General features: G+C 67.1%; 13 protein-coding genes. 6 read left to right on the top strand and 7 right to left on the bottom strand.

The window, feature by feature from the left end; translation table 11 throughout:
• The 3 genes from F4Y45_12125 to F4Y45_12115 all read right to left on the bottom strand — a co-directional run.
• Positions 1 to 766, bottom strand: a 766-nt coding sequence (locus F4Y45_12125) for an ABC transporter ATP-binding protein (GenBank protein MXY25255.1), incomplete at its 3' end; no start/stop codon positions are given.
• 54 nt (positions 767 to 820) lie between these two features.
• Complete coding sequence (locus F4Y45_12120) at positions 821 to 1,348, bottom strand: hypothetical protein (protein ID MXY25254.1); 528 nt, start codon at positions 1,346 to 1,348, stop codon at positions 821 to 823.
• Positions 1,349 to 1,357: 9 nt separating this feature from the next.
• Positions 1,358 to 2,671 carry an inositol-3-phosphate synthase gene (locus F4Y45_12115; GenBank protein ID MXY25253.1) on the bottom strand — a complete coding sequence of 438 codons (1,314 nt, stop codon included), beginning with the start codon at positions 2,669 to 2,671 and terminating at the stop codon, positions 1,358 to 1,360.
• A 30-nt stretch (positions 2,672 to 2,701) separates the two neighbouring features.
• Between F4Y45_12115 and F4Y45_12110 the strand changes: the two genes are divergently transcribed.
• Genes F4Y45_12110 through pcnB form a run of 6 tightly spaced genes read left to right on the top strand, consistent with a single transcriptional unit; the run spans position 2,702 to position 10,193 of the window.
• Positions 2,702 to 3,274: a methyltransferase domain-containing protein gene (locus tag F4Y45_12110; GenBank protein MXY25252.1), complete on the top strand. Its 573-nt coding sequence runs from the start codon at positions 2,702 to 2,704 to the stop codon at positions 3,272 to 3,274.
• Entirely contained in the window at positions 3,274 to 4,359 is a 1,086-nt protein-coding gene (locus F4Y45_12105; protein ID MXY25251.1) for an energy transducer TonB, read from the top strand. The genes F4Y45_12110 and F4Y45_12105 overlap by 1 nt, the downstream gene beginning before the upstream one ends.
• A gap of 15 nt (positions 4,360 to 4,374) precedes the next feature.
• Positions 4,375 to 5,070, top strand: a complete 696-nt coding sequence (locus F4Y45_12100; GenBank protein ID MXY25250.1) for a hypothetical protein — start codon at positions 4,375 to 4,377, stop codon at positions 5,068 to 5,070.
• 59 nt (positions 5,071 to 5,129) lie between these two features.
• Positions 5,130 to 6,191, top strand: a complete 1,062-nt coding sequence (locus F4Y45_12095) for a VWA domain-containing protein (GenBank protein MXY25249.1) — start codon at positions 5,130 to 5,132, stop codon at positions 6,189 to 6,191.
• A 29-nt stretch (positions 6,192 to 6,220) separates the two neighbouring features.
• Positions 6,221 to 8,890, top strand: a complete 2,670-nt coding sequence (polA, locus tag F4Y45_12090; GenBank protein ID MXY25248.1) for a DNA polymerase I — start codon at positions 6,221 to 6,223, stop codon at positions 8,888 to 8,890.
• Between the two features lie 58 nt (positions 8,891 to 8,948).
• Positions 8,949 to 10,193, top strand: coding sequence for a polynucleotide adenylyltransferase PcnB (gene pcnB / locus F4Y45_12085; GenBank protein MXY25247.1), 1,245 nt, complete (start codon positions 8,949 to 8,951; stop codon positions 10,191 to 10,193).
• 68 nt (positions 10,194 to 10,261) lie between these two features.
• Here pcnB and F4Y45_12080 read toward each other — a convergent pair whose 3' ends face one another.
• The 4 genes from F4Y45_12080 to F4Y45_12065 all read right to left on the bottom strand — a co-directional run bounded on the left by F4Y45_12080 (position 10,262) and on the right by F4Y45_12065 (position 14,417).
• Entirely contained in the window at positions 10,262 to 11,092 is an 831-nt protein-coding gene (locus tag F4Y45_12080) for a rhomboid family intramembrane serine protease (protein MXY25246.1), read from the bottom strand.
• A gap of 27 nt (positions 11,093 to 11,119) precedes the next feature.
• Positions 11,120 to 11,902 (bottom strand): hypothetical protein, encoded by a 783-nt coding sequence (locus F4Y45_12075; protein MXY25245.1) that lies wholly within the window; start codon positions 11,900 to 11,902, stop codon positions 11,120 to 11,122.
• A gap of 170 nt (positions 11,903 to 12,072) precedes the next feature.
• A complete protein-coding gene (gene serC, locus F4Y45_12070; protein ID MXY25244.1) occupies positions 12,073 to 13,164 on the bottom strand; it encodes a 3-phosphoserine/phosphohydroxythreonine transaminase in 1,092 nt (363 codons plus the stop codon).
• Positions 13,165 to 13,187: 23 nt separating this feature from the next.
• Complete coding sequence (locus F4Y45_12065; protein ID MXY25243.1) at positions 13,188 to 14,417, bottom strand: DUF1015 domain-containing protein; 1,230 nt, start codon at positions 14,415 to 14,417, stop codon at positions 13,188 to 13,190.
• Between the last annotated feature and the right edge of the window lie 8 nt (positions 14,418 to 14,425).

Genomic DNA, 14,425 nt, shown 5'->3' with positions numbered 1-14,425 from the left:
CCCCACCCGGCGAGAGCACCCTGGGGGCCACGCGGGTGTCGGGGGGGGCGGGCGGTAACGCCGGGGCGGGCTGTGCGCCGAGGCCGACGCCAGGTCCGTCGGAGTGGATAACGCCGTCCAGAATCTGAATCACGCGGTGCGCGTGGTTCGCCACCTCCGCCTCGTGCGTGATCAACACAATCGTGTTGCCCGCACGGTGCAGCCCTTCGAAGATCGCCATGATCTCGATACCGGTCTTCGAGTCCAGATTCCCGGTCGGTTCGTCCGCCAGCAGGATGGACGGCTCGTTCACCAGCGCGCGCGCAATCGCGACCCGCTGCCGCTGGCCGCCCGAGAGTTCGTTCGGCCGGTGGTTCATCCGTTCTTCCAGTTCCACCATCTCCATCGCCGCGACCGCCCGCTGGTGCCGCCGAGCCGCTGGAACACCGCCGTAGATCAACGGCAGCTCGACGTTGTGCAGGGCGGTCGCGCGCGGCATCAGGTTGAAGGTCTGGAAGACGAAGCCGATCTCCTGATTCCGGATCCGCGCCAACTCGTCGTCGTTCATCCGGCTGACATCCCTGTCGTTCAGGGCGTAGTGCCCCTTCGTCGGCGTATCGAGACAGCCGATCAGGTTCATGAGGGTCGACTTGCCGGAACCCGACGGTCCCATGATCGCGACGAATTCGCCACGCTCGATGTCAAGCGAAACGCCACGCAGAGCGTGGACCGTTTCGGTTCCCATCGGGTAGCTCTTCCAGAGGTCGCGCGTGTGGATCAACGGCATGGATCTCTCGGAGCCCGTGGTGACATAGACGCGGACGGGCGGCTGGGAGTTCCCTTACGAGCCCGGATTGATCGGCGGCGGCGGCACGACCGGCGCGCCGGATGACGGACCCTCAGTCGGGGGCGATGAGACGGTGCGAGCTGCGAAGAGCGCACCGAGCAGGCCTCCGACCGTGGAGAAGACGATGCCGATGAACAACCACAGACCGAAATTGAGGGTGGCCATCAGCAAGACGTTGCCCGACACCGCCTCGTAGAACTGAATCACCTCCGGCGGAACGCCGCCTCCCGACATCAGCTCGGCCAGCGCCTCCGCCTCCGGTCCCATCATGAGGCTGATCGGCGTGGAAACCACCGTATAGAAGAACGCGCCAGCCAGACCGGCCAGCGCTCCGCCGATCGCGCCGTCGGATACCTTCATCGCGACCGTCCGGCCCTGCTGCATGAGCCATGCGGTGATCGCACCACCACCCATCACCCAGAGGCAGCAGCAGACGTTGGCGGCGCCGACAATCGGCAGCGCCGACAGGATTCCGTTGAACGCGCCGCCGATGAGTACCGCCTGGGTTCGACCGTAGGTCATGGCTCCTCGTCAGTCGTAGTACTCGAGCCCGAGATGCGTGATCAATTCCTCCCCCCTGAGGTGGCGGAGCGTGTTCTTCAGCTTCATCAACTGAATGAACAGATCATGTTCAGGGTAGAGACCGCGTGCATGGATCGGACTCTTGAAATAGAAGGACAGCCACTCCTGGATGCCGCGCATGCCGGACCGCCGCGCCAGATCGAGAAGCAGCGCCACGTCGAGGACGATCGGCGCCGCCAGTATGCTGTCGCGGCAAAGGAAGTTGATCTTGAGCTGCATCGGATAGTCGAGCCATCCGACCAGATCGATGTTGTCCCAGCCCTCCTTGTTGTCGCCGCGCGGGGGGTAGTAGTTGATGCGGACGACGTGGTGCAGGTCATCGTACAACGTCGGATAGAGCTCCGGCTGCAGGATGTGGTCGAGAACCGATTTCTTGCTTTCTTCCTTGGTCCTGAACGACTCCGGATCGTCGAGCACCTCGCCATCCCGGTTTCCCAGAATATTGGTCGAATACCAGCCGGAGACGCCCAGCAGGCGAGCCTTGAGCCCGGGCGCGATCATCGTCTTCATCAATGTCTGTCCGGTCTTCAGGTCCTTCCCGGCAAGCGGCGAGCCGGTCTGCAGCGCCAGCTCCTCCAGGGCCGGAATGTCGGCGCTCAGGTTCGGCGCCGCATTGGCGTACGGGATTCCCTCCCGGATCGCGGCGTAGGCATAGACCATCGAAGAGGGAATCGCCGGGTCCGACGCCTCAAGACCCGCCTCGAACGCATCCAGCGACTGGTGAACCGGCGCCTCTTCCATGTAGATCTCGGTGCTGCCGCACCAGATCAAGACGAGCCGGTCGACCTGATGTTCCCTCCGGAACCGCTGGATGTCCGCGATTACCTGCTCCGCCAGTTCCTTCTTGTTCGTGCCGGTCTTGACGTGGGAACCCTCGAGCTTCTTGACGTAGTGCTGGTCGAAGACCGCGGGCCATGGAGCAACTGCTTCGAGTTCAGGCCGCACCTGATCCAGCAGTGGCCGGCGGAGCACCTCCGCCTTGCACGCCGCCTCGTAACAGTTGTCCTCGAAGATGTCCCAGCCGCCGAAGATCAGGTCATCGAGCCCGGCGAGTGGAACAAAGTCCCTTATCAGCGGCGACCGGTTATCGGTCCGCTTGCCGAGCCGTATCGTCCCCATCTGGGTAAGCGATCCGGTGGGCGCGGCGAGACCCTTGCGGATTGCGTGAACGCCCGCGATGAGCGTGGTGCTGACGGCGCCGAGGCCAGCGAGGAGAATGCCCAACCGCCCCGTGGCCGGGGCGATATCACCTGAGAGCGGCACGGGCGGAGACTATATCATGGGGGTAGTCGCATGAAGTCGTTCAGACTGCCGTTCCTGCGCCAGGTACGCGCCGGTCCCCGCGACCTCGAAGTGTCGATGGTCGGGCTGAAGCTGGGCGGCTCCGTGCTGCAGTTGGGAGGACGGGATCCCGTCCTGATCGCCGAGCTCGCCCGCGTGGCGGGCATCAGCGGAACCGCGATCGCCGTCGTCGAGACAGAGGAGGAAGCCGGTGCGATCCAGCACGCCGCCGAGCAGACGGGCGTCCTGATCGACATCCGAACCGCCAGCCTCTCCGCATTGCCGTGCGACCCGGAGTCGGTCGACATCGTCGTCGTTCCCTCCCTGCTGGGCACGCTCCGAATGAACCAGCGGGTCCTCTGCCTGCAGCAAGCGCTTCGCGTTCTCCGCCCCGGGGGGCGAATTATCGTGGTCGAAACGGCGCCGCGCGGCGGCCTTGGCGCGATCTTCTCGCAACGCACGCTCGACCGGACGTTCGTCATGAACGGTGGCGCGAAGGGCGCGCTCGATGCTGAAGGCTTCCGCGCCGTCCGCCTTCTGGCCGAACGCGAAGGAAAGCAGTTCTTCGAAGCGGCCCGTCCCTGATGACGACCAAGGGAAGCTCCGAGGACGCCTCGACCGTCCCCTGCGCCCCCGAGGTGTACAGCGCGGAGGAAGTGGCCACGGTAGCCCGGGTTCCACCCCACGCTGTCACCCGCCTCATCGCCTCCGGTGAAGTCGCCACAGTCGACGGCACGCACCTCGCGCAGTCGGAAGCGGCGCGCGCTGCCCGCTGGCTCAGCCGCAACCAGCACCGGCCGCTGCGGATCCCGTTCGGTGCATCCCAACTCGACCGCACCCTCGACGCTCCGCCGACGCAGAGTCGCGCCACGGCGCTGACCGCCGCCCTCCATGCGGTCGTTCTGATCGTCGCGATCGTGCTGGCGATGGCTACGCCGGCCCCTACCGGCCGCATCGTCGACCCGAACGGGAGAGACCTCACGCGGGTTGTGTGCTTCTCCCACCCGGGCCCGGGCGGCGGGGGCGGAGGCGGTGGACTGCGGCAACCATTGCCGCCGCCTCCCGCCGAGCGTGAAGGGACGAGCCGCGTCAGCAGCCCGATTCCGCCTCGCGAAGAACCGGCTGTGGTAGAGCCGGTGGAGGAAACGGAACCGGAGCTGATCGAGTCGAAGGACATGCCGCGGATTGTCGCGCCGTTGATGGAAGCGCGGGCCGACCAGCAGGACAGGCTGGGTCTCATCGACGAACTGAGCAGCCGCCGCGCCTCTCCGACCCAAGGCCCGGGCGCCAACGGGGGCGTCGGCGACGGCGCAGGCCGTGGCGTTGGCGAAGGCCAGGGCGCGGGCTTCGGTCCGGGGACCGGGGCCGGCACCGGCGGTGGCCCCTACCGGCCCGGGGCCGGGATTACCCCACCCGCAATTCGTCACGAAGTGCAGCCCGGCTACACCGAGGAGGCGCGGCGGCGCCGAATCGAAGGTGAAGTGGTGCTCGAGGTGATCGTGCTCGCCGACGGATCGGTGGGCGACATCCGGATCCTCCGGAGCCTCGGCTACGGACTGGACGAGGCCGCGGTAGGTGCCATGCGCGACTGGCGATTCGTCCCGGCCCGCCGGCAGGATGTTCCCGTCGCGGTATTCGTCGAGGTTGCCATGGAGTTCCGGCTGAGGTAGGCAGCCGAGGTAGACGTGGCCCTGACATTGAGCGCCGTCACGATCCTGTCGCTGCTGATTGCCGTGGCGATGGGCGCCGTGACGTACCGCCTCGTCCGCGAAGAGCGCCGCCGCTCCGACGCCCGCGTTGCGGCGCTGGCCGAAGAACTTCGCGGTCGGTCCCGGGCTGGCCGACCAGCTGCGGAGCTGGAGGCGCCGGCCGAGCCCGGGGGACCGACGGACCCGCCGCTCTTCGATCCGCCTCCCGAGTCCCCGTCAACGCTGGGCAACCGCCTGACCGCCCTCGGCGCGGCCGCCGTTGCCGTCGCGGCAGTCCTTGCGGTCGGCTTCCTCGGCCTTTCGCGCGACGGCGCCGAACGCGCACCGGGCGATCCACACGCGCCCGTCGAGCTGCTTGCCCTCGAGCACGACACCGTCGGCCCGCTTCTGGCGATCAGCGGCTCCGTCCGCAACCCGTCCGACGCCCCTACGTTGGCGGAGCTGTTTGTCGTCGCAATGGCCTTCGACGAAGCCGGAGCGATGATCGCGAGCCGCCGGACGGCGATCGCGGCGCCGGCCCTCATGCCGGGCGCCGCGTCTCCCTTCGTGGTCGAGATTCCCGCCGAGGACGTCAGCCGCTACCGAATCAGCTTCCTGATCGATGACGCGACGGTACCGCACGTCGATCTCCGCCCGCCAGCGCCCGCCGAACTGGAAGGAACCGACTCTTGAAGGAAACCGTGGTGCGCCGGAATGCCCCCGGACCCCGGGCTGCGACGCGGCGGTCACCCATGATGGGGGTCACACTCCTCGTCCTCTTCCACTTTCCGCTCGCCTCACACGCCGCGGCGCAAGCCGCCACGCAGGACGACGATGCGCCGGCCGCGTTCCGCTTCCGTTCCGGCATCGAGCTGATCAACGTCTCGGTCACCGTGACCGATTATCGCGGCCGCTTCGTCACGACTCTCGATCAGGACGACTTCCTCGTGTACGACGACGGCGAGCCGCAGAGGATCACACATTTCAGCCGGGAGCGGGTACCGGTCAGCCTCGGCATCGTGCTCGACACCTCCGGTAGCATGGAAGGCGAACGGATAGCCGCGGCGCGAGCCGCGCTCGATCGTTTTCTCTTCGACCTGCTCGGTCCGGACGACGAGATCTTCCTTTATCGCTTCAGCTATCAGCCCCGGCTGGTGCACGACTGGACTACCGATCCGGCACGGGTCAGCCGCGCCCTCGGCGGGATTCGCCCGACCGGCGGCACCGCCCTCTACGACGCGGTCGCCGAAGCAGTGCGGCTGGCGGATACGGGTCGGCACCGCAAGAAGGCGGTGGTCGTCATCTCGGACGGAAACGACACCAACAGCGAGACCGACGACCGGGCGCTGCAGCGGCTGATCCGCCAGACCGAGGTGCTGGTGTACGCTATCGGCATCGATGGCCCCGTCTCCGTCTTCGGCGGGCGACCGGTTCCGCGCCGGCCGATCCCGCGGACGCGTCCGCCGCGGATCCCGTTCCCGATCCCGGGAGGCAACCGCGCGCCGTCTCCCCCGATCCCGGGCCAGGGCCGGTTTCCGGGAGGGGCCTTCGGCCGCGGCGAACGGGTGAACGCCGGCGCGCTGCGCGACATAACCGACGACAGCGGAGGCCGGACGGAGATCATCAATGCACCGGGCGACCTCGATCCCGCCACGGCCGGCATCGCCGACGAGCTGAGTCGTCAGTACTACCTCGGCTACCCCGCTCCGGGGCACGCGGACGGCGCCTGGCACGACATCGAAGTCCACGTACGCAACGAACGCTCCGAGGCCTACAACGTCCGCGCCCGGCGAGGCTATATCGCGATCCCCTGACCGCCGTACCGAATACTCCCGCTACCTCCGTGGCCGACAAGCTCTTTCTCATAGACGGCAGCTCGCAGATGTACCGCGCCTACCACGGCGTGCGGGGCCTCACGGCTCCCGACGGCCGCCCGACGAACGCCGTGTACGGCTTCGTCACGATGCTCCGCAAGCTCATCGCGGACCACCAGCCGACACTGATCGCCGCCGCGTTCGATCTCCGTGGCCCCACGTTCCGAACCGAAATGGATGCCGACTACAAGGCGAACCGCAGCCCCATGCCGGACGACCTCCGCGCCCAGGCGCCCATGGTCCACGAGGCGTGCGAGGCGCTCGGGGTCCCGATCCTGACCCATCAGGGGGTCGAAGCCGACGACGTGATCGGCACGGTGGCCGCACGCGCCGTGGCGGCCGGCTACAACGTAGGAATCGTGACCGGCGACAAGGATTTCTATCAACTCGTGCGCGACGGCATCCGCGTTTTCAATCCCCGCGACCCCGGCACGTGGTACGACGCAGCAGGCGTGAAGGCCAAGTTCGGGGTGATGCCGGGGCAGGTAATCGACGTTCTCTCGCTCATGGGGGATGCCGTCGACAACGTCAAGGGCGTGCCCGGAATCGGGGAAAAGGGCGCACGAGAGCTGATCGACCAATTCGGATCTCTCGACGCGCTGCTCGACCGTACCGAAGAAGTGCAATCGAAGCGCTACCGCAACGCGCTCGAGCAACATGCCGGCGACGCCCGCCACAGCCGGGAGCTGGTCACCATCCGAACCGACGTCCCGGTTGCCGTCGACACCGATGCGCTCCGCTACCAGGGACCGTCGAATGAGCGTTGCTACGCGCTCTTCTCGGACCTTGGCTTCAGGACGCTGATCGCCGACTACGCCCCGCCCCCCGCGACCATCGCGACGGACTACGGCATTGTGCGCACCAACGCCGAACTGGACGGGTTGATCGACGCCATAGCCGGGGCCGGGCGCCTGGGGCTGGCGGTAGTGACGGACGGGTCGAACCCGATGGAAGGGGACCTGGTTGGCCTCTCGCTTTCCGCCGGCGCGGGTCATGCGCGTTACGTCCCGCTCGGACATCGGACGCTGGAGGACGGCGCCGCGATCGATCGCGTCCCCGCGCTCGCCGCTCTCGGGAAGCTGCTGGCGGACCCGAACCTGCCCGTCACCGGCCATGACCTGAAGCGGGCTCTGGTCGTTCTGGTCCGTCAGGAAGTCCCGCTCGACGGCCTCGACCTCGACACGATGATCGCGAGCTATCTGCTCGAGGCGAATCGCCCCAATCACGAACTGGACCAGATCGCGCTCGAACTGCTGGGCCGGAAGCCGGTGCCAGCCACGGACATCGTCGGCAAAGGGGCCAAGGCCGTGAGCTTTGCCGACGTACCGGCGGACGCCGCCGCGCCGTGGGCGAACGAGCGGTGCGATCTTGCCCAGCAGGTTGCCGGACAACTCGCGGTTCAACTGCGGGCGGACGGGCTGGAATCGCTCTACCGGGAGATGGAACTGCCGCTCGTACCCGTGCTCGCGGATATCGAGCGCGCTGGCGTTCTCGTCGACACGCGGGCACTGGCAAGGCAGTCCGCCGCGATGGAAAGCCAACTGGCCGACTACGAGCGTGAGATCCACGCGCTCGCGGGAGAGAGGTTCAACATCGCCTCGCCCAAGCAGCTCTCAACAATCCTGTTCGACAAGCTGCAGTTGCCGTTACTGAAGCGGACCGGCAAGACCCGAGCGGCGTCCACCTCGGTGGCGGTACTGGAGGAACTGGCAAACGTACACGACCTGCCGCGCCTGGTGCTGGAGTGGCGCAGCCTCGCCAAGCTCAAGGGAACCTACATCGACGCGTTGCCTCAACTCGTCAATCCCGAAACCGGTCGCGTCCACACCAGTTTCAATCAAGCGGTCGCCGCCACCGGCCGACTCAGCAGCAGCGATCCGAATCTGCAGAACATCCCGATTCGAACCGCGGTCGGCCGTGAGATCCGCTCGGCGTTCACCGCGCCGGATGGCTTCGTGCTGATCTCCGCGGACTACTCCCAGATCGAGCTGCGCGTCCTGGCCCACCTCTCGGCCGACCCGAACCTGATCGGCGCGTTCCAGCGTGGCGAGGACATCCACGACCGGACCGCGCACCAGGTCTTCGGCGACGACAGCGGCCTCGATCCCCACGAGATCCGGCGTCGCGCGAAGATCATCAACTATGCCCTGCTCTACGGAAAGACCGCGTTCACGCTGTCCAAGGACATCGGCGTTCCCCCGAAGGCGGCACAGCGTTTCGTCGATGCCTACTTCGACGGCTTCCCCAGGGTGCGCGACTTCATCGACCGCACTCTGGATCAGGCGCGGGCTACCGGCGAAGTGACCACGCTCTTCGCCCGGCGCCGCCGCGTCCCGGACATCACGAGCCGGAACGCGATGGCGCGGCATGCCTCCGAACGCATCGCCGTCAACATGCCGATCCAGGGAACCGCAGCGGACATCCTGAAACGCGCCATGCTTGATGTCCACCGCGTTCTTCCGGGCGATACCAGGATGATCCTGACGGTCCACGACGAACTCCTCTTCGAATGCCCTGAAGGATCAGCGAAGCAGGTCGCCGCCCTGGTCCGGGAGAAGATGGAATCGGCCGCAACGCTCGACGTGCCATTGACGGTAGACCTCGGCATCGGCGGCGACTGGAAGCAAGCCAAAGGCTAACGCGCCCGCCCTCGAATGTAGCGGGGTTTCACCACGGGCTGCTAGAGTAGCGTCGGCTGTGACAGCGCCCACCATCATTTCCCGGGCGGACCACCCGATTTCGCGCGCGAACATCGATCCCGACGCCCTCTCCGTCCTGCGACAACTCCGGAAGCGAAACCACACCGCTTACCTCGTCGGGGGCGGCGTACGCGACCTGCTGCTGGGGCGAACCCCGAAGGACTTCGACATCGGAACGTCAGCGCATCCGAACGAAGTAAAGCGGATCTTCCGGCGCTGCTGGATCGTCGGACGGCGGTTCCGGCTGGCCCACGTCAGGTTCGGGAACAAGACGATCGAGGTTGCAACGTTCCGGCGGCAGGTTCCCGATCACGGAGCCGCGACCGACGGCGATGCACCGGACGAGAGCGCCGCGCCGGACCGGCGTCCCATCCGGCGTGACAACACCTTCGGAACACCGGAGGAGGACGCGTTCCGTCGCGACTTCACCATCAACGCGCTTTTCTACGACATCTCCACGTTTGCCGTGATCGACTACGTCGGCGGGATGAGGGATCTGCGCCGCAGGCTGATCCGGTGCATTGGCGATCCGAACGAGCGGTTCATCGAGGACCCGGTCAGGATGATCCGCGCGGTCGCGTTCGCGGCGCGCCTCGGCTTTCGCCTGGATCCGCCGGTGCGGGAAGCCATCCGGGAACACGCCGGCGAGATCGCCCACGCCGCACCGGCACGCCTGATGGAAGAGATGTACAAACTGCTCAGGAGCGGCGCCGCGACGAGGACGTTCCGGCTGCTGTCGCGCACCGGCCTGCTCCGGCAGCTCGCCCCCGAAGTGGATCGCCTGCGCCCAAAGGCGCCGCTCTGGCAATCACTCGACCGGCTCGACGCCTATCGCAACCGTCACGGCTCGGCTCCCGAGACGCTCACGAACGCGGTGCTGCTCGGCAGCCTGGCGACACCGGTGATTCGGATCGACCTGACGCCCCCGGCCCGCGACGACCGAACGGTGCGCGTCGCGCTGGGCGATCTGAGTGTGCCCCGGCGCGATGCGGAATACCTGCGCCGACTGCTGGTAATGCTGCCGCGGCTGACCCAGCCCGACCCGCCGCCCGGCGCGGTCCGAAGCATCCTCGCCAATCCCAGCTTTCCCGAGGCGCTTACCTGGCTGGAGATTCACGGCCAGACGCCGAACGCCCTGGAGCGGTGGCGGGATCAACTGGAGCAGGGCCCGCCGCCGCGTGCGCACCGGCGGCGTCGAAGGCCGAGACGGCGGCGCCGGCCGGCCACGACGACGGATTCGTAGGGCGCGCTAGCGCGCCGTGCCCGGCGCGTTGGAGTTCCGCTGGCGCGAAGCCTCTACGGCGCAAGCGCCTAACCCGTCAGCAACAGATTGTGAACGTTGTAGAACGACAGGGCGATGCCGACGACGGTGAGGAGAATCAGGCCGAGTGCGGTCAGCATGACCGCGGCGCTCTCGCGCTGTTCGTCGCTGAAACCCATCATGTTGGCCGCAATCCAGCCGCCCGCGAAGCCTCCGCCGTGCGCCCAGTTGTTCACTCCAGGAAGAATGAAGCCGAATATGCCCAGGATGATCGCCCACTGCCAGAGTTGCTGCGTCAGAACCGAGCTGCCCCGCTTCCGGCCATAGACGATCAGGGCGGCAAGCAGGCCGAAGATGGCGCCCGACGCACCGATCGTGGTTGCTCCGGACATCACGTTCGAGAGCAGAAAGCCGGCCGCACCCGAGAAGTTGAACAGGACGAACGTCCGGGCGGGCCCGAACGCCTCGGTAGCCGCGGGACCGAGGTTACGAATCCACATGACGTTGAAGAAGATGTGCAGCAGACCGCCATGCAGGTAGATGGCGGTGAGCAACGTCCACCACCACCCGAGCTGCCAGGCGACGCCGCCGGTCATGCCGAGCTGATACAGGGCGCGCCGGCCGGGCGAGAGCAGCGACAGGAAGCCGGCCCCGGAGAAGATCGCGTCGGGCTGCAGCAGCAGCGCTACCGCGTACAGGGTCACGCACGTGCCGACTATGAGGACGATCAGGTCGACGCGTGCGCCGACGATCATCCGGAGCGCCGGAGCCCAGCCGAAGAGGCCGGGACGCCATGCCCCACAGTAGGGACAGTGCTCCTCATTGATGCCAACCAGGCGGTTGCAGTTGGCGCAGACGACCGACCCGTCGACTTGCCGCACGTCAGCGTATTACGAGCGGCGCGCGTCCTATGTTTCCTGCGGGCGCGCGTCCGGGTGAGCCTGATGCTCTTCGATGGTGCGGTAGGGGGTAGCCAGACCGAGTTTCGTAAGACACCAGATGACGGGCCAGGCCGGATCGATCTCCGACCATTTGCGCCGCACGCTGAATCTCGGGCTGCGCGGGAAGCCGTGGTGGTTGTTGTGCAGCCCCTCGCCGCCCGTGATGAGCGCAATCAGGCGGATGTTCGTCGCCGTGTTCTTGAAGTTGCGGTATCCGAGGTAGTGGCAGAGGCCGTTGATCGACGGCGATAGCACGAAAACGTACAGGAATCCGTGCAACCCGGCGGCCAGGAGCGCCCAGCCGACCCCCAGGCCGGCCGACGCGCAGACGACGCAGAGCGCCGTCGTCCCGAACACCGGACCCGCGGAACCGTAACCGAACAGGTACCGCTCCCACCAGTCGTCCTTGATGTCCCGGGCGTACTTGTCGAGCACCTGCTGGTCCCGCGCTTCACGGACGTAGTGAAATACGTTGCCGAGCTGCACGGACCAGAATCCCTCGAGGTGCGGGCTGTGCGGATCGCCCTCCTCGTCGGTGAAGGCGTGGTGCTTGCGGTGTACGGCCACCCACTGCCGGACGTTTATTCCGGTCGTGATCCAGAGCGCTGCGCGAAACACCCAGGCGACCGCCGGGTGCAGCACGAGCGCACGGTGGGTTGCTGCCCGGTGCAGGTAGATCGTCGTCGAAAAGACCGCGACCTGCAGCAGCACCATGGCGATACCCAACGAGATCAGCAGTGATATGAGCAATTGAGCCCTCCCGTAGTCCGAGGCCCCGGTGGATTCCACCGCCGCGACACCGTCCGTTCCAGCCGGATCGACGCTGTGCGGAAACGCCGTAGCGTAACATGATGGGGGCGCTGGCGCACGCCTCGATTCCCAGTAGCCCGTGGTGCAACCCCGCGTAGCACCGCAAGCTGCTAACCGTGACGGCGCTCGAACTCTGCCATGAACTCGACGAGTGCGCTCACCGACTCCGCCGGGCAGGCGTTGTAGAGCGACGCCCGGAGACCGCCGACGGAGCGGTGACCCTGGAGCCCCGCCAGTCCGGCCGCATCCGCCTCGGCGGCGAAACGCGACTCGAGCCCCCCGTCGGCGAGACGGAACGTGGCGTTCATCAGCGAGCGGTGCCCAGGTTCGGCCACGCCGCGGTAGAACCCGGTCCGGTCGATCGCGGCGTACAGCATGTCCGCCTTTCGCGCATTCCGTTCCGCCATCGCGTCGAGCCCCCCCTGCTCCCGTAGCCAGGCGGTAACGAGCGACACCAGGTAGATCGAGAAGACCGGGGGCGTGTTGGCGCGTGATCCCCCCTTGACGTGAGTCGCGTACCGAAGCAGCTTGGGCAGTGACGCCGGCCCTCGTTCAGCCAGGTCCCGGCGAATAATCACCACGGTTACACCGGCCGGTCCGAGGTTCTTCTGGGCGCCAGCGTAAATAAGTCCGTGCCTGTCAATCTCGAGAGGCCGGCTGAAGATATCGGACGACGCATCGACGACCAACGGCACGTCACCCGTCTCCGGGATGGCGCGCCACTGCGTGCCGACGATGGTGTTGTTTGTCGTGAGGTGGACGTACGAGGCTTTGCCGGAGAGCGTCAACTCGTCCTGCGCCGGAACACGGCGGTAGCCGTCGGGCTGCGTGGTCCCGGCGATGCGCACGGTGCCGAACTTCTCCGCTTCCGCTGCCGCCTGCTGCGCCCAGGAACCGGTAAGAACGTAGTCCGCCACGGCGCTCTCTCCCCGGGGAAGGAGATTCATCGGCACCATCGAGAACTGTAGTGTCGCTCCGCCCTGAAGGAAGAGGACATGGTAGTCGTCCGAGACCCCGGCCAGGGCGCGGATGTTCGCTTCCGCCACAGCCAGGATCTCGTCGAACGCCTTCGAGCGGTGGCTGATCTCCAGAACCGACATGCCGACGCCGGGAAGAGCAAGAAGGTGAGCACGCGCCCGCTCGAGGACCGCTTCCGGCAGGACGGCCGGGCCGGCGCCGAAGTTGTGGATGCGGTTGGTCACTGGACTACGGCTACGGACGCAGACTATATCCGGTGGATCAACAGTCCGTCGCGGAGTTTGGGGTCGAACCAGGTCGACTTGGGAGGCATGACGCCGCCGTAGTCGGAGACGGCCACGAGCTCATCCGGCGTGACCGGAGCGAGCGAAAAGGCGACGGCCGCATGACCGGCATCGACGGCCCGGGCAAGCGCCTCGGGAATGCCCTTCCTCCCACCGGCGAACGTGACACGCGCGTCGTTCCGAATGTCCGTGATCCCCATTACGCCGGCGAACACCTCGGTCTCCAGCAGGCCCGCGTCGAGGCGAGGCGCGGCGGCCTCCGGTCCCGACGCGGGAACCGCCGCGCCCAGATCGATCGTCCGCCAGGCTCCCCCGACGTACATTGCGCAGTGCCGCTTGACCGGCGTCGCGGGGCCGCCGTCAGCTACCGGCAAGCGTGCCGCGATGGCTTCCACGAAACGCGCCGGCGTGTAGCCGGCCAGATCGGCGACGGTGCGGTTGTAGTGGAGGATGCGCGTCGCGGTGTCGGGAAACGCCACGCCCAGAAAGAAGTGAGCGGCGGCCATCGGATCGGCCTCGGCCAACTCAGTACGGGCGCGCGCCGCGCTGGCGATCCGGTGGTGCCCGTCGGCAATGTAGATCGCCGGCAACGCACGGAACGCCTGGACCGCCGCAGCGGCATCGTCCGCCGGCAGCCGCCAAACCGTGTGCGTCACGCCGTCCGGCGCGGGCGCCTCCAGCAAAGGCGCGTCCGCGGCGCCCTTCGCGATCAGCGAGTCGATCGCGGGATCCGAGCGGTACATCAGGAAGACGATCCCAGTCTGCGCGCGCAACGCAACCATATGGCGCGTCCGATCATCCTCTTTGTCGCGCCGCGTCCCCTCGTGCCTCTTCACTACGCCGCGGTCGTACTCGTCGAGTGAGAAACAGCCGGCAATGCCGGTCTGCTCGTGGCCATCGGCGGTACGCATCCGGTAGAGGTAGAGCGAGGGTTCGTTCTCAAGCACAAACGGCGCCGACAAGGCGAGCGACCCAAGGTTCTCGGCCGCGCGCGAGTACACGGCGCCGCCGTAGGGATCGGTGCCGTCGGGAAGGTCGATCTCGGCGCGCGAGACGTGCAGAAAGCTCAGTGGGTTCCCGGCCGCGAGGGCACGCGCTTCGGCGGTCGTGACCACGTCGTACGGAACCGCCGCCACTCTCGGCGCGGCCTCCGGTGTCGGCCGCAAAGCACGAAACGGACGGATGGTTGCCATTCCGGCGG

The organism is Acidobacteriota bacterium, assembly GCA_009838525.1.
GTDB lineage: Bacteria > Acidobacteriota > Vicinamibacteria > Vicinamibacterales > UBA8438 > VXRJ01.
The sequence above is the reverse complement of the archived record's forward strand: the minus strand, read 5'-3'. Positions and strand labels throughout refer to the sequence as shown.